The 17,376-nt window shown below is 65.2% G+C and carries 18 protein-coding genes; 13 read left to right on the top strand and 5 right to left on the bottom strand.

Translation table 11 applies throughout. The annotated features are described in order from the left end of the window. The first annotated feature begins 42 nt into the window (after positions 1-42). Positions 43-918: a methylmalonyl Co-A mutase-associated GTPase MeaB gene (gene meaB / locus BST47_RS11110; RefSeq protein WP_083125605.1), complete on the top strand. Its 876-nt coding sequence runs from the start codon at positions 43-45 to the stop codon at positions 916-918. Here meaB and BST47_RS11115 read toward each other — a convergent pair. Genes BST47_RS11115 through BST47_RS11125 form a run of 3 tightly spaced genes read right to left on the bottom strand, consistent with a single transcriptional unit; the run spans position 915 to position 2,668 of the window. Next, on the bottom strand, positions 915-1,379 hold the full coding sequence (locus tag BST47_RS11115; protein WP_083125606.1) for a nuclear transport factor 2 family protein: 465 nt from the start codon (positions 1,377-1,379) through the stop codon (positions 915-917). The genes meaB and BST47_RS11115 overlap by 4 nt on opposite strands. Continuing rightward, positions 1,357-1,959 (bottom strand): TetR/AcrR family transcriptional regulator, encoded by a 603-nt coding sequence (locus BST47_RS11120; RefSeq protein ID WP_083125607.1) that lies wholly within the window; start codon positions 1,957-1,959, stop codon positions 1,357-1,359. The genes BST47_RS11115 and BST47_RS11120 overlap by 23 nt, the downstream gene beginning before the upstream one ends. A 22-nt stretch (positions 1,960-1,981) precedes the next feature. After that, complete coding sequence (locus BST47_RS11125; RefSeq protein WP_165799771.1) at positions 1,982-2,668, bottom strand: TetR/AcrR family transcriptional regulator; 687 nt, start codon at positions 2,666-2,668, stop codon at positions 1,982-1,984. Positions 2,669-2,720: 52 nt separating this feature from the next. On the opposite strand from BST47_RS11125, the gene BST47_RS11130 reads away from it, so the two are divergent. The 5 genes from BST47_RS11130 to BST47_RS11150 all read left to right on the top strand — a co-directional run bounded on the left by BST47_RS11130 (position 2,721) and on the right by BST47_RS11150 (position 6,518). After that, positions 2,721-4,019: a glycosyltransferase gene (locus tag BST47_RS11130; RefSeq protein WP_083125609.1), complete on the top strand. Its 1,299-nt coding sequence runs from the start codon at positions 2,721-2,723 to the stop codon at positions 4,017-4,019. A 74-nt stretch (positions 4,020-4,093) separates the two neighbouring features. After that, on the top strand, positions 4,094-4,801 hold the full coding sequence (locus tag BST47_RS11135) for a hypothetical protein (RefSeq protein ID WP_083125610.1): 708 nt from the start codon (positions 4,094-4,096) through the stop codon (positions 4,799-4,801). Then, positions 4,798-5,634, top strand: a complete 837-nt coding sequence (locus BST47_RS11140; RefSeq protein WP_165799772.1) for a hypothetical protein — start codon at positions 4,798-4,800, stop codon at positions 5,632-5,634. The genes BST47_RS11135 and BST47_RS11140 overlap by 4 nt, the downstream gene beginning before the upstream one ends. Next, complete coding sequence (locus BST47_RS11145) at positions 5,631-6,218, top strand: cytochrome c oxidase subunit 3 (RefSeq protein WP_083125611.1); 588 nt, start codon at positions 5,631-5,633, stop codon at positions 6,216-6,218. The genes BST47_RS11140 and BST47_RS11145 overlap by 4 nt, the downstream gene beginning before the upstream one ends. Positions 6,219-6,221: 3 nt before the next feature. After that, positions 6,222-6,518 carry a cytochrome C oxidase subunit IV family protein gene (locus BST47_RS11150; protein ID WP_083125612.1) on the top strand — a complete coding sequence of 99 codons (297 nt, stop codon included), beginning with the start codon at positions 6,222-6,224 and terminating at the stop codon, positions 6,516-6,518. Positions 6,519-6,540: 22 nt separating this feature from the next. On the opposite strand, the gene BST47_RS11155 is transcribed toward BST47_RS11150, so the two are convergent. Beyond that, positions 6,541-8,148, bottom strand: coding sequence for an FAD-dependent oxidoreductase (locus tag BST47_RS11155; protein WP_083125613.1), 1,608 nt, complete (start codon positions 8,146-8,148; stop codon positions 6,541-6,543). A gap of 23 nt (positions 8,149-8,171) precedes the next feature. Continuing rightward, positions 8,172-8,885 (bottom strand): IclR family transcriptional regulator, encoded by a 714-nt coding sequence (locus tag BST47_RS11160; RefSeq protein ID WP_083125614.1) that lies wholly within the window; start codon positions 8,883-8,885, stop codon positions 8,172-8,174. A 157-nt stretch (positions 8,886-9,042) separates the two neighbouring features. Between BST47_RS11160 and BST47_RS11165 the strand changes: the two genes are divergently transcribed. From BST47_RS11165 to BST47_RS11195, 7 genes are read left to right on the top strand one after another with little or no spacing between them, the layout of a single operon-like run. Continuing rightward, a complete protein-coding gene (locus BST47_RS11165) occupies positions 9,043-9,909 on the top strand; it encodes an alpha/beta fold hydrolase (protein WP_083125848.1) in 867 nt (288 codons plus the stop codon). Further along, the gene (locus tag BST47_RS11170; RefSeq protein WP_083125615.1) at positions 9,906-11,594 is read left to right on the top strand and encodes a bifunctional 3-(3-hydroxy-phenyl)propionate/3-hydroxycinnamic acid hydroxylase; all 1,689 of its coding nucleotides are present in this window, start codon (positions 9,906-9,908) and stop codon (positions 11,592-11,594) included. The genes BST47_RS11165 and BST47_RS11170 overlap by 4 nt, the downstream gene beginning before the upstream one ends. Further along, on the top strand, positions 11,542-12,462 hold the full coding sequence (locus tag BST47_RS11175; RefSeq protein WP_234809662.1) for a 3-carboxyethylcatechol 2,3-dioxygenase: 921 nt from the start codon (positions 11,542-11,544) through the stop codon (positions 12,460-12,462). Before BST47_RS11170 ends, BST47_RS11175 begins: the two co-directional genes overlap by 53 nt. Then, positions 12,459-14,219, top strand: coding sequence for an FAD-binding protein (locus BST47_RS11180; protein ID WP_083125616.1), 1,761 nt, complete (start codon positions 12,459-12,461; stop codon positions 14,217-14,219). Before BST47_RS11175 ends, BST47_RS11180 begins: the two co-directional genes overlap by 4 nt. A gap of 4 nt (positions 14,220-14,223) precedes the next feature. Beyond that, on the top strand, positions 14,224-15,555 hold the full coding sequence (locus BST47_RS11185; protein ID WP_083125617.1) for an LLM class flavin-dependent oxidoreductase: 1,332 nt from the start codon (positions 14,224-14,226) through the stop codon (positions 15,553-15,555). Positions 15,556-15,558: 3 nt separating this feature from the next. Next, positions 15,559-16,371, top strand: coding sequence for a coniferyl-alcohol dehydrogenase (locus BST47_RS11190; protein WP_083125618.1), 813 nt, complete (start codon positions 15,559-15,561; stop codon positions 16,369-16,371). 10 nt (positions 16,372-16,381) lie between these two features. Next, positions 16,382-17,371, top strand: a complete 990-nt coding sequence (locus BST47_RS11195) for a cyclase family protein (protein WP_083125619.1) — start codon at positions 16,382-16,384, stop codon at positions 17,369-17,371. The last annotated feature ends 5 nt before the right edge of the window (positions 17,372-17,376 follow it).

A 17,376-nucleotide genomic window follows, 5' to 3' on the forward strand; every position in this document is an offset into this window, starting at 1 on the left:
AACATTCTCATATTGGCCGGACCCCGGGATAAGCTGGACGCGATGTCCATCGACGAGCTCATCGAGGCGGCACGCAGCGGGTCCACCCGGGCGGCCGGCCGACTGCTGAGCCTGGTCGAAAGTCCTCGGCGCTCAGAGGTGCTCGATTCGCTGGGCGCGGTACAGGCCCCGCGTGTCGTCGGGGTCACCGGCCCTCCGGGCGCGGGCAAGTCGACGACGGTCGGCGCGCTGGTCTCCGCGTACCGCGAACGTGACATGCGGGTGGCGGTGCTCGCGGTCGATCCGTCATCGCCCTACAGCGGCGGAGCGCTGCTGGGTGACCGGATCCGAATGGCCGCGCACATCAACGACTCCGACGTCCTCATCCGATCGGTGGCAACACGCGGCCACCTCGGCGGGCTGGCCGCGGCGGTACCGGCGGCGATCAGGTTGCTCGCCGCGTTGTCCTACGACCTGGTCGTGTTGGAGACCGTCGGTGTCGGACAGTCCGAGATCGAGATCGCCGCGATCGCCGACCCGACGATCGTCATCCTCAATCCCGGTGCGGGCGACGCGGTTCAGGCGGCGAAAGCCGGTCTGCTGGAGGTTGCGGACATCGTCGTCGTCAACAAGGCGGATCGCGAAGGTGCCGATCAGACCGTGCGCGACCTGAAGGCCGAGACGAAGGCGCCGATCCTGAAACTCGTGGCCGCAGAAGGACAGGGCATCCCCGAATTGGTGGAGGTCATCGAGGTCCACCATCGCACCGACAGCCCGGAACGCCGCATGGCGCGCGCGCGTGCGCAGATCCTGTCCCTGGCGCAGACGCGCCTGCGAAGTCACCCCGATCTGGATCGCCTCGCGTCGCAGGTCGCCGACGGTGAGTCAGATCCATACGGCGCCACTGACCAACTGTTCGTCGCCCCCGTCGAGCCTTAACCGATCGTAGGCACGTCCGCCGGGAACGGCTGCGTCGTCACCTGCCCGTCGGTGCTTCGCAGCAGCGGATCGTAGCGACGGTGCAGGATCAACCAGGACCCATCCTCACGGGTGTATTCGTCGTGGTAGACGCCTGAGATGATCAGGTTGGTGCCCGCCGCGCGCTGGCCGGTCTCCTGAACGAACCAACGGCCAACGGCGCAATCGGGATTCGTCTCGTCGACGACGACTCCCCCGGACATCAGGGCCTGCAGGAAGACGTTCCAACCGTCGAGCATCGAAGTGAAGAACGCGACCATCGCTGCACGTCCGGCGAACCGGCCCAACTCCGGGGAGTACCACGTGCCCTCGGTCGTGATCGTGCTCGCCACCCCAATAGGGTCTCGCCGAGACGCGGCATCGGCATACCGGTGGACGAGACTTCGGATTACCTGCTCATCACTCATGTGAGACAACGTCATCGGGGATGCCGAGCATGCGGCTGGTCATTTGCTTCAGCTGGGCGCGCAATGTCTCGCCATCGACGTCGGCGAGCAGCGGATGCATGACGGCGACGCTGATCGCGCTCGAGAGCATCGCCGCATGCAGACGCGCCTCGACGCCGCCCTCCGTGCCGAGCAGCGCGGCGTAGAGACGCTCGATGAATCGCTGAAACGGTTCGTACTCCGCCTGCAGGCGGATGATGACCGGATCGAACATCGGGACGCGGAAGGCATCGCGGCGGTCGATCGCCTGCTCGACCATCCGGTCGAGCAGCACCGCCCGCGCCCGCAACGGATGACCTTCGGCCTCGGCGGCTTCCAGCACATCCTCGAGCTTGCTCATCTCCCGCTCGGTGAGGGCGATGACGATCTCTTCCTTCGTCTTGAACTGGCGGTACACCGCCGCCTTCGTCACGCCCATCTCGTCGGCGATCATCTGCAACGAGGTTCCGCTGACGCCGCGCTCGGCGATCAGCTTCAACGCCGCATCGAGAACGCGGGTCTGGGCGGCGGTGCGGGTGATCTCGCTGAACTTGAGGCCATCCTGTGTGGACGTCACATCGACGAGGGTAGCCGATCGGCTACTTCGACGACCGTTTTGAAGTCGACCGCGACGGGACGAAAACCGTCTCGGCGAGCATGCGGCGACACCATGCGCGGTAGGCGTCGACGCTCCACCCGTCGCGGTGGACGATCCGCAGGTAGGTCTCGACGCTGCAGACCACCGCCGCAGTTTCGACCAGTTCGTCGAAGGGCACATCGACACGGATCCACTCTCGGTCGCCGAGGGCGCCGAGTACCCGGTGAAATTGGCTGTTGATGCTCGCGATCAGGGCATCGAGATATCGCTCGAGTTCGGGGTCTGCGTTGGCGCCGCCGAAGAGTGCAGGCGCCAACCGCGCGGTCCGCTGGTGGATGACCACCGCGGCCTCCGCAAGGTAGTCCAATGCCTCGTCAAGGTCGGCGATCTCCAGCAGGCGGCGGCCGATGTCGAGGTTCAAGACACTCTCTTCACCGGCCACGCCGACCGCGGAGTACTCGACCGCGGCGATCAGCAGCGCGGCCTTCGGGCCCTGTCCCTGAACGGTTTCGGCGGACACCCCGGCGGCCGCGGCGATCTTCGCGAGTGTCGTGCGCGCGTACCCGTCGGCGGCGAACAGTTCAGCGGCCGCGGCGAACACCCGCGACCGCGTCGCCTCCGCCTGCTGCTGCCGCAGTCGCGATCGGTACGCCCGCGAGGGCTGAGCGGATATTGACTTGGGTGACACAGTAATGAATACTACACCACCATAGTCATTCGCCGATTGGGCGGGGGGAACAATGTCATCGATCGTCATCGTCAGCTTCCCCGCGCACGGTCATGTGGCGCCGCTGTTGACGGTCGCCGAGAACTTCGTCAATCGTGGCGACCACGTCCGATTTGTCACCGGTGCACTGTTCGCCGACAAGGTCGCCGCCACGGGCGCGACCTTCGTGCAGGTCCATCCCGACGCCGACTTCGACGACACGCCGCTGAGTGAGCGGTTTCCCGAACGCGCGCGGTTGAAGGGGCCCAGTGCGGCTGCGCACGATATCGAGCACGTCTTCGCCAAGCCCGTCAAGTATCAGTACGCCACGATTACGGCGGCGCTCGCGGCGCAACCCGCCGACGTCGTGATCGCCGACCCGGTTTCCCTTGGGGCGGCGTTCCTTTTGCGGGACCCACGGCCGGTGCGGCCGGCGGTAATCATGTGCGGAATTATTCCCCTTCCCCTCGAGAGCCCTGACACCGCGCCGTACGGCATGGGTCTGCCGCCTGCACGATTTCTGAATCGGCCGCGAAATAGGCTGTTGGCCAGAGTGAATCGCCGGGTTCTGCGGCGACCGTTCAACGTCATCAACGACCAGCACATTGAGGTGCATGGCTGCCCGTGGCCAACCACGCTGATGGACTGGGGCCGTCACGCCGATGCGCTCGTGCAATTCACGGTTCCATCTTTCGAATATCCAATGTCCGATGCGCCCGACAACCTCCGCTTCGTGGGACCGTTGTCCGCCAACGGGTCCCAGGCTCCACTGCCCGGATGGTGGTCCGATCTCGATGACACGCGCCCCGTCGTGCACGTCACCCAGGGCACGGTCGCCAATACCGATTACGACCAAGCGATAACGCCGACGCTGCGTGCGCTCGCCGACCAGGATCTGTTGGTTGTCGTCGCGACGGGCGGCCGTCCCGTTGAGACGTTGCCGCCGCTGCCCGCCAACGCCCGTGCGGCGAGTTTCCTTCCCTACGATGAATTGTTGCCGCGTACTTCGGTTTTCGTGACCAACGGCGGATACGGCGGAGTCCAGTACGCGCTGCGCTACGGGGTGCCGATCGTCGCCACCGGCGGGAAAGAGGACAAGCCCGCGGTCGGTGCCCGCATCGCATGGTCGGGTGTCGGGCGGCGGATCAGAGCCGAACACCCGACGCCGAAGGCCACCCGTCGAGCCATCCTGGACGTCCTGAACGGCGCGCGCTATCGCCGGGCCAGCAGTCGCGTCGCGGCGGACATGGCCGCAGCACCCGGCTTCGCCGGCCTCGCCGACATCGTCGATCGGCTCGTCGCTGCATCGGAGGCCGAGACCACCCAGCATTGACCATCAAGTAGCCGATCGGCTACCGTGTCGGTTGCCGATCGGCAACCGACGCTTTGCATGGGATGGGATCAACGATGAGACAACGTGACGGTGAGTTGATCCTCTTCTGGACGTTGCCGGTGGTGGCCATCATCTGGGTGTCGGCGTTTCTGCTCTTTCCCGGCTTCCTGCACCCGATGTCGCCCACCATGTCCGCAGAAGAGGTCGCGAGCTTCTATCGAGACGAGACCGCGCGGATCCGGTACAGCATGATCCTGTTCAACTGGTTTGGCGTCGGTCTGATCCCGATCGTGATCCTCGTGGCGATGCAGATCCGCCGGATGGCGCACCGCACGCCGATCCTGTCCTACAGCCTGATCGCCTGCGCGGGTGGACCGCCCGCGCTGTTCCTGATCGCGAACATGTTCTGGCTGCTCGGTTCGTTCCGGCCGGAACGTGCGCCGGAACTGACCCAGTTGTTGAACGATCTCGCGTGGCTCACGTTCACCGTTCTCGTGCCCTACCTGATCGCGCAATGCCTCCTGCTGGCGCTGGCGATCTACTGGGACCACCAGGAGCATCCGGTCTTCAAACCGTGGGTGGCACACGTCAATCTCCTCATCGCGATCGCGTTGGCCCCCGCGGCCTTCACCGCGCTGGCGTCCACCGGTCCGCTTGCGTGGGACGGCCTGTTGTCGTTCTGGGTCAAGAACATCGCGATCTTCGTCTGGATCGTCGTCATGGGAATCGTTCTGGGGCAGACGATTCAGCGGCAGCGCGCGCAGGATCTGGTCGACGCATGAGCACCGCGACCGCGCCGTTGACTGCGCCGGATCCGCCCGCCGACTCACGGGTGAGCAAGCTGTTGTGGAATTTTCGCTACCACCCCAAACGCGAATTGTGGTTCGCGTGGTGGGTGATGGTGGTCTTCTACCAGCTCTACGGGGTGCTGTTCTTCTTCGTCACCCGCGTGCAGCCGCCGCCCAGTCCCGCGTGGGACACGCCGACGGTCGTGCGATGGTTCGATGCCCACGATCAGGGAATCCTTGTCGGATTCGCTGTCGTGTTCCTGATCTCGGGTATGTGCGCGCCGATGAATGCCATCCTCGCGTACTCGATGCGTCGGATGTCGGTGAGTCGGCTGTTCGCGTACTCGTATCTGATCATCTACTCGCTGGCCGCCGTCCCCGGCATGTTGGTGATGGCCATCGCGATGACGGCCGCCGCCCTTCGACCCGACCGTGACCCCGAGATCATCGCCTGGCTATACGATTTCGCGTTCCTGTCGTTCAGCGGAACCATGGGTGTGTTCATGATCGGCTCGCTGGTGTGGATGGTGGCCGTCCTGATCGACAAGAACCGGGTCTTCCCGAAATGGTTCGGTTATCTCAGCCTCTGCAACGCCCTGACCGAAGTCGTCGTCGCGCCGGCGTGGATCTTCCAGCGCGGCGCCTTCGCGTGGAACGGCGCCATCGCGTGGTGGATCAACATGGTGGTGTTCGTGCTCTACACCGGCGTGTTCATCGTCCTGTTGCGCAAGATGATCGAACGTGAGGATTTCGGCACCGGACCACTTCCCGACCTTGCGGACAAGGGTGCGGCAGCGCAGACGGATTCCGTGGAGGCCGTCCGATGACGAACCTCGCTGAGCCGCACACCGAGGAGAACCCGGCGAAGTTCGTGCCGGGGCAGCCGGACATGTGGATGTTCGTGCTTTTCGAATCCCTTCTGTTCACGGGCTACTTCTCGGTGTATCTGGTGTCCCGGACCCAGAACGAGGCACTGTTTCTGCAGTCCCAGTCGGATCTGGATCTGCGTATCGGAATCGTCAACACGATTGCCTTGCTGTTGAGTTCGTGGGCGATCGCGCGGTGCGTCCAGGCCTCTCGGGCGGGCGATTACCGGTCGGCATTGATCAACGCCTTCGTCACGGTCTTCTTCGGGCTCGTCTTTCTGGCGTCCAAGATTCTCGAGTGGATCAAGGAGATCCGATTGGCGAACACGTTCACCAGTGACGAGTTCTTCCAACACTATTTCTTCCTGACGTCGATTCACTGCATCCACGTGCTGATCGGCTTCGTCGTGCTGGGCGTCGTCGTCTACCAGTTGTGGAGTCCTGCCCGGCGCTCGCAGCAGCTCGTCGAAACGGGTGCGACGTACTGGCACACCGTCGATTTCCTGTGGGTTCTGATATTTGCGTTGCTCTACGTCGTGAGGTGATTTGTGAGTACCACGTTCAACAAGCGACTGCTGATCGTGTGGCTGATCCTGACGTCGATGACACTCGCCTACGTCTGGATCGACCACACCGCCGACGAGAACGGGACCTTGAAGGCCAGCACCGTGGTCACGGTCAGCGCGCTCGTGATCGCCCTCGTCAAGGTGCGCATCATCTTCCGCGAGTTCATGGAAGTGCGACACGCGCCGCCGCTTCTCTGCCGGCTGACCGACGGCTGGGTCGTCCTGATCGGTGTGTGCCTGATGGGCAGTTACTTCGTCGGCTCAGCGATCGCCGGCTGACTTCCTGCGTCTGCTGCTCGCGCTAAGAACTGCGGGCCGAGACCGCCAGCCCCGCCCGATACCCGAACACCATGGCGGGGCCCAGCGTCCCGCCCGCGCCGCCGTACGCCTTGCCGGTCGCGCCCGCCATCGCATTACCCGCCGCGAAGAGGCCCGGAATGGCCGCGCCGCTGACGTGCAGCACCCGCCCGTCGCGGTCGGTGCGCGGACCGCCCTTGGTGCCCATCGCACCGATGGATACCGGGACGGCGTAATACGGGGGAGTGTCGATGGGGCCAAGGGTCTTACCCGCAGAGGTGGTGGCCAAGGCGTCACCCCAGTAGCCGTCGTAAGCGCTCGAGCCGCGGCCGAAGTCGGGATCCTGTTCGTGGGCGACGTTGTCGTTCCACGCCGCGAGCGTGGCCGCCAGGCCGTCCGCGTCGATACCCGTCTTCTCGCCGAGCTCGGTGAGATCGGCCGAGGGCGCGAACCAGTCCGGCGCCTCCTCCTCGGGCAGTACGCCCAGGAACCCGTATCGCTTGAAGTGCTGTGAGTCGAAAACGATCCACGCCGGATCGTTGGCATAGCCGAGCTTCGGGTCGAGGAAGTGGAACGGCCCGGCCATCGAGTTGTACTCGCCTGCCTCGTTGAGGAAGCGCTTGCCCGCACGGTTCACGATGATGCTTCTGGGCCGGGTGCGTTCGAGCCGCACGCTGCGGCTGCGCGGGTGTCCTTCGAAGGTATCGCCGGGCAGCTGCACGATCGGCACCCACCACGCCTCGGCCATATTGGCCAGGTCGGCGCCGTGTGCCATGGCCATACGCAGGCCGTCCCCGGTGTTGTTCGGCGGGGACACCGCGCCGCGCATCGGGCCGCGCAGGTACGCCTCGACCAGCTTCTGATCCCATTCGAACCCCCCCGTGCCGAGTACCACGCCGCGGCGCGCGCGAACATTGAACTCGCCGTCGCCCTGCGTGATTCGTACGCCGGTGATACCCAACGCATCGGCGAACAGCTCGACGGCGCGCGCGTTCGTGTGTGGCGCGATGCCCAGGTCGAGCAGACCCTTCAGCAGGCCGGAGACCAGTGCCGTGCCAGCCACGCAGTAGTCACCAGAATCTTCGTCAACCGATGCATGAATGCGCGCGCGTGTCTCGGCGTCGATCCCGACATTGCTGAAGTCGGCGGGGAATGACGTGACGCGTTCACTCCACTCGCCGAGCCGCGACCGGTCGAAGGGTTTGGCGTTCAGCGACCGTCCGCCCGACGGGCGTCCACCGGGGAGTTCGGGCTTGTAGTCCGGGAACCCCTCGGCAACCTCGAACTGCAACTCACTGTGCGCCTCGACGAAGTCGAGCATCTCCGGCCCGGTGCGGACGAACGTGTCCACCATGTCGTCGTCCATGAAGCCGAGCGACTGCGCACGCAGGTAGCTCATCGCATCCTCGACCGTCAGCTCACCCTCGGCCGCGCGGTCATGCGCCGGAATCCAGATGATGCCACCGGAAACCGCTGTCGTACCGCCTACGGTCGCGGCTTTTTCGTACACCTCCACCGAGGCCCCGTTGACCGCCGCCGTCAGCGCCGACGTGAGACCGGCGCCGCCACTACCCAGCACGACGACGTCGACCTCATGATCCCAATTGATCACGTGCTCAATCCTTTCGGCGATCCTCAGGAAAGGATCGCGGACAATTCGTTGGCCGCCCTGATCACCGCGTCCTTACCGTTCATCACCACGTCCTCGCGGTGCGAGATGAGGTTGATGCAGGTGGGCGGCGACGGCGGTTGTCTGCGTACCGGCACGGCCAGGCCGTAGGTGTTCGGCTCGACCTCGCCGTGGGTGATCACCCAACCCTGTTGCCGCGTCTGGGAAACCAGATCGCGTTCACCGGGTCGCGGCGGCATGCTCGCCAGCAGCGCGAGCCCGGCGGCGCCGCGGTCCAGCGGGTACCGGCTGCCCTCGTGGAAGGACAGTTGGTAGTACACATTCGTCGGCACGATGACCGCGATGGCCACCTGTTGATCACCCTCGGCGACGAGCAGCGACACCGTGCTGCCGAGTTCGTCCGCCAGCGCGCGGAGGGTGGGCAGGCTCAGCTGGCGTAAGTGGTTGTCAAACGATGCGCCGAGCACCGCGAGCGCTGCGGCCGCACGGTAACGGCCGTCGTCACCCTTGGCTACGAGCCGGTACTGAGACAGCGTGGACAGCAGGCGATACGCGATTGTGCGGTGCACGCCGATGTCGTCGGCGACCTGCTGAGCGGTCAGACCGGATCGGGACGTCGCGACCAACTGCAGTGCGGCCAAACCCCTCGCCAACGTCTGCGAGCCGGGCGCACCCGTCGGTGCGGCATTGGGGCTCGCCCCGCCGACCGAATCAGACATGGCGTCTACCTGACTTTCCTTGACATCTACCACTCATGAGAGTGATGCTCTGACTATAGTGCACATGTATGTGCGATAAATGAGCACATCGCTTACAAGATACGAGAATCGAATTCTCGCAGTCAAGAGAGGTTGACGAGTGCCGGAAACGTCTCCGCTGCTCGACTTCGAGAGCGTCTGGAGTGACCTCCAGGGGGTCGCGTTCTCGCAGGGGTACATCGACGCGGCCGGCGTCCGCACCCGCTATCTGCACGCCGGCGACTCGGCGAAACCCGCCCTGATCTTCTTGCACGGGTCGGGCGGGCACGCGGAGGCCTACGTCCGGAATCTCGAGTCGCACGCCGAGCATTTCTCGACGTGGTCGATCGACATGCTGGGTCACGGATATACCGACAAACCCGGGCATCCTCTCGAAGTGCATCATTACGTCTCCCATCTGATGGCGTTTCTCGACGCCATCGGCGCGGAGCGCGCCCACATCAGCGGTGAGTCGTTGGGGGGCTGGGTCGCCGCACGCGCCGCAGCCGATCATCCGAATCGCATCGACCGGCTGGTGCTCAATACCGCGGGCGGATCGCAGGCCGATCCCGAGGTCATGAAGCGCATCATCACGTTGTCGATGGCCGCCGCCGAGAACCCGACGTGGGACACCGTGCAGGCGCGCATCAAATGGTTGATGGCCGACAAGTCCAAGGATTACGACGACATCGTCGCCAGCCGACAGCGCGTGTACCGCCAGCCGGGATTCGCCGCGGCGATGAAGGACATCATGGCACTGCAGGACCCCGAGATCCGCGCGCGAAACCTGCTGGGCCCGAAGGAGTACGGGTCGATCACCGCGCCGACCATGGTCGTATGGACCAGTGATGACCCGACGGCCGACGTTGCCGAGGGGCGCCGCATCGCCTCGATGGTCTCCGACGCACGGTTCGAGTTGATGCCGGGGTGCGGACACTGGCCGCAGTACGAAGATCCCAAGACCTTCAACCGTCTGCACCTCGACTTCCTGCTGGGGCGCGCATGAGTCCCGACCAGGTCGACGTCGCCATCGTCGGAGCCGGGCCGTCCGGTCTGACTCTGGCGAACATCCTTGGGCTGCAGGGTGTCCGGACGCTGATCGTCGAAGAGCGCGACACCCTCATCGACTATCCCCGTGGGGTTGGACTGGACGACGAGGCGCTGCGGACGTTTCAGTCCATCGGTCTGGTCGACCGCGTCCTGCCGCACACCGTGCCGAACCAGATCCTACGATTCTTCGACGCCAAACGCCGACTGCTCGCCGAGATGGCACCGCCGGACGCGCGGTTCGGCTGGCCCAAGCGCAATGGCTTCGTCCAGCCGATGGTCGACGCCGAGCTGTGCGGCGGGCTCGACCGCTTCGATCATGTCGGCGTGCGGTGGGGGCACCGAATGGAGAACTGCGTCGAAACCCCCGACGGTGTCACGCTCGAATTCGCTGACGGCAAGGAGACCGTGCGGGCCCGCTACGTTGTCGGGTGTGACGGCGGGCGCAGCGCCACCCGACGGCTGATGGGAGTGTCGTTCGACGGCACCACGTCCTCGACGCGCTGGCTGGTGGTCGACGTCGCGAACGATCCGCTCGGCCACCCGAACAGCGAGGTCGGCGCCGATCCCAAACGGCCGTACGTGTCGATCTCCATCGCCCACGGCATCCGCCGCTTCGAGTTCCTGATTCACGACGACGAAACCGACGAACTCGCCGATGATCCGGCATTCGTCAGACGCATGCTCGCGCAACGGGTTCCGCATCCCGAGCGGGTCGACATGATCCGCCACCGCGTCTACACCCACCACTCACGAATCGCAGGTTCGTTCCGAAGGGGACGCTTGATGCTGGCGGGCGACGCAGCGCACCTGATGCCGGTGTGGCAGGGTCAGGGCTACAACAGCGGCATCCGTGACGCCGCCAACCTCGGGTGGAAGCTTGCCGCGGTGGTCAACGGCCAGGCCGACGACGCCCTCCTGGACACCTACGACATCGAACGCCGCAAACATGCACGTGCGATGATCGACCTGTCCACCATGGTGGGGCGCGTGATCTCACCGACGAACCGGAGGGTGGCCGCTCTTCGCGACCGCGTCATCCACGGCGCATCACTCGTGCCGACGCTGAAGCGCTACGTGCTCGAGATGCGGTTCAAGCCGATGCCGCGGTATCAGCAGGGTGCGGTGTTCCACGCCGAGAACAGTCCGGAGAACTCACCGACGGGGACGCTGTTCATCCAGCCACGCGTCGATACGCGCGAGGATCAGAACGTCTTGCTCGACGACGTCCTCGGTGCAGGTTTCGCCGTACTGTGCTGGAGTAACAATCTGCGTGCCGTTCTCGGCGACGAGGTGTTCAGCCGCTGGAAGGCGTTGGGGGCCAGCTTCATCGAAGCACGGCCAATGACCCAGCTGCATTGGACCGGCCACGATGACACCGACGTGACGGTCGTCGGTGACCGGACAGGCGCGCTCAAGTCGTGGTTCGACGTCTTCACCGACTCCGTGCTGTTCGTGCGCCCCGATCGCTGCATCGCGGGCGCTTGTATCGCGCAGCGCGCGCCAGAACTGAGCACATCGCTGTTCGACGTCCTCTGTTTGACCCAGGAAGGAGGCTCGAGTTCCCATGGCGACACTGGCCCTGTGTTGCATGTCGCACAGTCCGCTACTGAACCTTCCGGGACCGTCGCGGGATCTTCTTGACGACGTCGAGTCCGCGATGGCAGCCGCGCGCGGCTTCGTCGCGGACTTCGATCCCGAACTGGTCGTGGTCTTCTCACCAGACCACTACAACGGCTTCTTCTACCGGACGATGCCTCCGTTCTGCATCGGTACCGCAGCCCAGGGTGTCGGCGACTACGGCACCTATGCCGGCCCGTTGAATGTTCCCGGGGACATCGCAAACGACTGCGCGCGTGCGGTTCTCGAATCTGGTGTGGACGTGGCGCTTTCGGCCGGCATGGACGTCGACCACGGCACGGTGCAACCGCTGGAGAAGCTCTTCGGTGACGCGACGTCGCGGCCGGTGATCCCGATCTTCATCAACTCGGTCGCCACCCCGCTCGGCCCGCTTCGCAGGGTGCGGGCACTCGGCGCCGCCGTCGGCATCTTCCTGGCCACCTTGGGCAAGCGCGTGCTCGTCGTGGGTTCCGGTGGTTTGTCCCACGATCCGCCGGTGCCGACGCTGGCCACCGCACCGCCGGCCGCGCTCGCGCGCATCGTGGGTGGGGAACCGATGACGCCGGAGCAGCGGCAGGCGCGACAGGTGGCGGTGATGGACGCTGCGCAGGCGTTCGCGCACGGGGACAGCCCGCTGCAGCCCCTGAACCCCGAATGGGATCAGGCGTTTCTAGACCTGGTCGACTCGAATCGCCTCGACGAGGTGGATGCCTGGTCGAACGGCTGGATCGAGCAGCAGGCCGGTCATTCGGCACACGAAATCCGGACGTGGATCGCCGCGTTCGCTGCGCTGGCGGCGCACGGTCGATACCAGACGGGTCACCGGTTTTATCGCGCGGCACCGGAACTCATCGCCGGATTCGCCGTGAGGACGGCGGTGTGCAACCCATGACCCCCGATTCGTTCGACCACACCGTCGATGTGCTCGTCATCGGCTCCGGCGGTGGTGGAATGACCGCGGCGCTGGCCGCCGATGCGTGGGGCCTCGACACGCTCGTGGTCGAGAAGTCGCCGCAATTCGGTGGTTCCACCGCACTGTCGGGCGGCGGTATCTGGGTACCCGGGGCGCCGTCGCAACGCGAAGCCGGCTACGTACCCGATCCCGACGGCGTGTTCGAATACCTGCAGCGCATCACCGGCGGCCTGGTCAGCGACGCACGGCTGCGCGCCTATGTCGACAGCGCGCCGGAGATGATGGAGTTCCTCGAGCGGCACAGCCGGTGGTTCGAATTCGTCTGGAAGCCCGGGTACGCCGACTACTACCCCGAGTTCCCCGGCGGCTCAGAGTTGGGCAGCACCATCAACGTTCCCGCGATCGATCTGCGCGAGCTGGGTGACGAGGAGCAGAATCTGCTACGGCCGTTGGCCCTGGCGCCCAAGGGGATCTGGTTCGCCCCCAAAGATCTTCGGCTGTTCTATCAGGTGCGACAGAACTGGCGCGGAAAGGCCGTGCTGATGAAGCTCATCTGGCGGATGTTTCGCGCTCGGGTCTTCGGCGACCGCATGGCCGCAATCGGCCAATCGTTGGCGGCCAGGATGCGTCTGGCGCTCAAAGAACACAACATCCCGCTGTGGCTGAGCGCACCGATGACCGAGCTGATCGCCGACGTCGACGGAACGGTCACGGGTGCGGTGGTCGAGCGCAACGGTCATGCTCAGCGCATCGGTGCGCGGCACGGTGTCATCCTTGCCGCCGGCGGCTTCGACCACGACATGGAGTGGCGCAGGCAGCATCTGCCGCTTCTCGAGAAAGACTGGAGCTTCGGTAATCCCGCGTCGATGGGTGATGGGATCAGGGCGGGGGAGAAGGTCGGCGGCTCGACCGACCTGCTCGACGAGGCGTGGTGGTTCCCCGCCATGTGCTGGCCCGACGGCAGGCTCCAGTTCATGCTGAACGAGCGAATGATGCCGTCACAATTCGTGGTCAACGCCGAGGGCAAGAGGTTCATCAACGAGGCGGCGCCCTACATGGACTTCGCCCACGCGATGATCGAAGGACACAACTCCGGCATCGCGCACATCCCGTGCTGGCTCGTCACCGACATCCGTTCGTTCCATCGCTATGTCGTTGGCGGCCATCTGCCCATCCCGAAGGTGCCGTTCGCGCCGGTACCCACTGGGTGGAAGGTGCCCAAGGCATGGCTGGAGTCCGGAGTCGTAGTAGAGGCCAACAGCTTCGAGGAACTCGCGACCAAGATCGGCGCACCCCCTGCACAGCTACGCGCCACCGCCGATCGCTTCAACGAGTTGGCCCGTAAGGGTCACGACGACGACTTCAACCGCGGGGACTCCGCCTACGACAACTACTACGGCGACTCCACGCTGCCCAACCCCAACCTGTACCCGCTGGGCAAGCCACCGTACTACGCGTTTCAGATCATCCTCGGCGACCTCGGCACCTCGGGTGGGCTGCGCACCGACGAGTACGCGCGCGTGCTCCGCTCCGATGACAGCCTCGTGAAGGGCTTGTACGCCGTCGGCAATACGTCGGCCGCGGTGATGGGACGCAGCTACGCCGGTGCGGGCGCGACCATCGGGCCGGCCATGACCTTCGGCTACGTGGCCGCCAAGCACATCGCAGACCAGTTGCCCGACAACGCTCTTCAGCCTGGGCCACAGACCGGTTCGACACTCAAGATCGAAAGGTAACGAAATGAAGATCTCACTGTTCTATGAATTCCCGCTGCCGCGGCCGTGGAGTGACGACGACGAGCACAAGCTTTTCCAGGACGGCCTCGACGAGGTGGAGGCAGCCGACAAGGCCGGCTTCTCCACGGTGTGGCTGACCGAGCACCACTTCCTCGAAGAGTACTGTCATTCCACTGCCCCCGAGATCTTCCTGTCGGCGGCAAGCCAGCGCACCAAGGACATTCGCCTCGGATTCGGCATCATGCACCTGCCTCCCGCGGTCAACCATCCCGCGCGGGTGGCGGAGCGTGTCGCCACCCTCGACCTGCTGTCCAACGGGCGGGTTGAATTCGGCACCGGCGAGTCGTCCTCGGTGGGTGAGCTCGGCGGGTTCGGCATCGATCCGGCCGACAAGCGTGCGATGTGGGAGGAGGCCCTAGAGGTCTCGATCCGCTGCATGACCGAAGAGCCGTTCACCGGCTTCAAGGGCCAGCACGTCGAGATGCCCCCGCGTAACGTCGTTCCCAAGCCGTTGCAGAAGCCGCACCCGCCGGTCTGGGTCGCCTGCACGCGCCCCGCCTCAGTGTCGATGGCCGCCCAAAAGGGGCTCGGTGCACTGAGTTTCGCCTACACCGGTCCCGGCCCGCTCACCGAGCGTGTCAACGGGTACTACAAGGAGTTCGAAGAGAGCGCCGTACCGGTCACACCGCAGATGAACCCCAACATCCTCGCGATCGGCGGCGACCTGTCGATGATGGTCGCCAAGACCGACGAGCAGGCCATCGAAAGGCTCGGAAAGGGCGGAGGCTTCTTCGCGTTCGGAATCATGCACTACTACATGACCGGCATGCACACCCCAGGCCGAACAGGTGTCTGGGAACGTCACCTCGAGGAGATCGAAAAGGATCCGAGCATCGTCTACGGCCCGGACCGCGGCCCGATCGGCAGCCCGGCGACGGTGCGCGAGTTCCTGCGCGGCTACGAGGAAAGCGGTGTCGACGAACTGATCCTGCTCCTGACGCCGCGGCGACACGAGGAGACGATGGAGTCCATCGAGCTGATGGGCAAGGAGGTCCTTCCCGAGTTCATCGAGCGCGACGAGAAGGCCAGGGCCGAGAAGGCCAAGCGGCTCGAGCCCGTCCTCGCGAGGGCCGAGGCGCGCAGGCCCAAGTCGAAGGCGCCGTTGTTCGACGAGACCTACGCCTTCGGTGGTCTGCCCACCGGTCGCGAGAACTACACCGCCAATGAGGTGTCGCTGGCGATGGATGAGATGAACGCCGGTATCGAGGCGGCGGCGGCGAAACTCAAAGCGGGCGAGGGGTGGACGAGCAGGAATCCTGCCGCTGATAAGAGTTGATCGGTGACTGACGAGCTGTGGCGCTACGACGGCCGCCGGGTCGTCGTCACCGGATGTGCTTCGGGCATCGGCGCCGATGTGGCGCGGCAGCTCGCCGGTCTCGGTGCCGAGGTGATCGGCCTCGACATCCGGCCGCCCGAGTTCGACATCGGCGAGTTCATCTCGCTCGATCTCCACGATCCGGAGTCGATCGACACGGCGGCGGCGGCGATCGGCGGTCGCGTCGATGCCGTGTTCAACATCGCCGGGGTGTCTTCGGGGATCCGCGATCCCCTGCGGGTGGTCACCATCAACTTCCTGGGTACGCGGCGATTCACCGAGGCGCTGGTGCCCTCGATGCCACCGGGGTCTGCCATCGCCTGTGTGTCGTCGTTGGCCGCGTCGGCTTATCGGGAGAACGCCGCGGTCACCGCGGGCCTGGTCGAGACTGACACGATGGCCGAGGGAATCGAATGGTGTGAGCGCCATCAGGAGGCGGTCGCCGATGGAGGAGGTTACCGGCTATCCAAGGAGGCGATCATCCTGTACGGGATGGCCAATGTCGTGGCGCTGGGTGCCAAGGGAATCCGGATCAACTGCACCGCGCCCGGCGTCACGGACACCCCGATTCTCGACCAACTGCGGTCGGCGTATGGCCAGGAGTTCCTCGACTCCTTCCACACGCCGTTGGGTCGCGCGGCCACGCCCGAAGAACAGGCCAGCGTGCTGGTCTTCCTGAACAGCAAAGCGGCCAGTTACATCACCGGACAGGTGATCTGGGTGGACGGCGGCACGACCGGCGAGACAGACCTGGCGGGATCGGTGACGCGACGATGAGAGGCGAACTATGGCCAGCATGACCGACTTCCGGCGGGTCGCTGACGACGTCCGCAACTGGGGGCGTTGGGGCGACGACGACGAAATCGGCACGCTCAACTTCATCACGGCGGAGAAGGTCGCCCAGGCGGCCGGTCTGGTCAGACACGGCAAGCTCTTTCCACTCGGTGTCGATTTCGGATCGTCAGGCCCGCAGGGGGCGTTCCACTTCCGGCAGAACCCCCTCCACGTGATGACGATCGACGGCGGCGATGCCAGCACGCTGGCCGAGTACGGCCCTCCCTGGTTGAAGAATCCCGCCGCGATGGAGCTGAGCGAGTACTGGACCAGCGGCCCGATGCGATTCAACGACGATGTCATCATCATGCCTCTGCAGGCCGCGACCCAGTGGGATGCGCTGTCGCACGTCTACTACGAGGACAAGCTGTACAACGGATTCCCCGCGAGTTCGGTGACCAGCCTCGGCGCCTTTCACTGCGGTATCGACAAGGTCGACGGCCGGGGCATCACGTCCCGCGGCGTGCTGCTGGACATCGTGCGCCTGCGCGGCGTGCAGACGTTCTGCGAGCTCGGCGACCCGATCACCCCCGCCGAACTCGACGAGGCCGCCCGCAACCAGGGAGTTACCGTCGAGCGCGGCGACATCGTGCTGATCCGAACCGGTTGGTGGGCAAGGTTTCTCGAAACCCGTGACGGTGCTGAACCCGGCGCCGGCCTGGACTGGACCTGCGCGTCGTGGTTGCATGATCACGAAGTCGCGGCGGTCGCGGCCGATAACCTGATGGTGGAGAACCCAGTCCCCGGCATCGACGGCTGTTTCCTGCCGATGCACATGCTGTGCCTTCGTGATATGGGGCTGATGCTTGGCGAATACTGGGATCTGACGGCCTTGGCGGAGGATTGCGCGGCCGACGGAGTCTACGAATTCCAGCTCATCGCACCGCCTCTGAGGGTGACCGGCGCTGTCGGATCGCCCGTGAACCCGATTGCAATCAAGTAGGTAGG

The sequence above is a fragment of the Mycolicibacterium tusciae genome, assembly GCF_002086795.1.
Taxonomy (GTDB): domain Bacteria; phylum Actinomycetota; class Actinomycetes; order Mycobacteriales; family Mycobacteriaceae; genus Mycobacterium; species Mycobacterium tusciae.

Excerpts from the sequence above, each read along its gene's own strand:
- meaB (WP_083125605.1), top strand. The coding sequence starts at position 43 with ATGTCCATCGACGAGCTCATCGAGGCGGCACGCAGCGGGTCCACCCGG.
- BST47_RS11115 (WP_083125606.1), bottom strand. The coding sequence starts at position 1,379 with ATGACGTTGTCTCACATGAGTGATGAGCAGGTAATCCGAAGTCTCGTC.
- BST47_RS11130 (WP_083125609.1), top strand. The coding sequence starts at position 2,721 with ATGTCATCGATCGTCATCGTCAGCTTCCCCGCGCACGGTCATGTGGCG.
- BST47_RS11135 (WP_083125610.1), top strand. The coding sequence starts at position 4,094 with ATGAGACAACGTGACGGTGAGTTGATCCTCTTCTGGACGTTGCCGGTG.
- BST47_RS11140 (WP_165799772.1), top strand. The coding sequence starts at position 4,798 with ATGAGCACCGCGACCGCGCCGTTGACTGCGCCGGATCCGCCCGCCGAC.
- BST47_RS11145 (WP_083125611.1), top strand. The coding sequence starts at position 5,631 with ATGACGAACCTCGCTGAGCCGCACACCGAGGAGAACCCGGCGAAGTTC.
- BST47_RS11160 (WP_083125614.1), bottom strand. The coding sequence starts at position 8,885 with ATGTCTGATTCGGTCGGCGGGGCGAGCCCCAATGCCGCACCGACGGGT.
- BST47_RS11170 (WP_083125615.1), top strand. The coding sequence starts at position 9,906 with ATGAGTCCCGACCAGGTCGACGTCGCCATCGTCGGAGCCGGGCCGTCC.
- BST47_RS11175 (WP_234809662.1), top strand. The coding sequence starts at position 11,542 with ATGTCGCACAGTCCGCTACTGAACCTTCCGGGACCGTCGCGGGATCTT.
- BST47_RS11180 (WP_083125616.1), top strand. The coding sequence starts at position 12,459 with ATGACCCCCGATTCGTTCGACCACACCGTCGATGTGCTCGTCATCGGC.
- BST47_RS11185 (WP_083125617.1), top strand. The coding sequence starts at position 14,224 with ATGAAGATCTCACTGTTCTATGAATTCCCGCTGCCGCGGCCGTGGAGT.
- BST47_RS11195 (WP_083125619.1), top strand. The coding sequence starts at position 16,382 with ATGGCCAGCATGACCGACTTCCGGCGGGTCGCTGACGACGTCCGCAAC.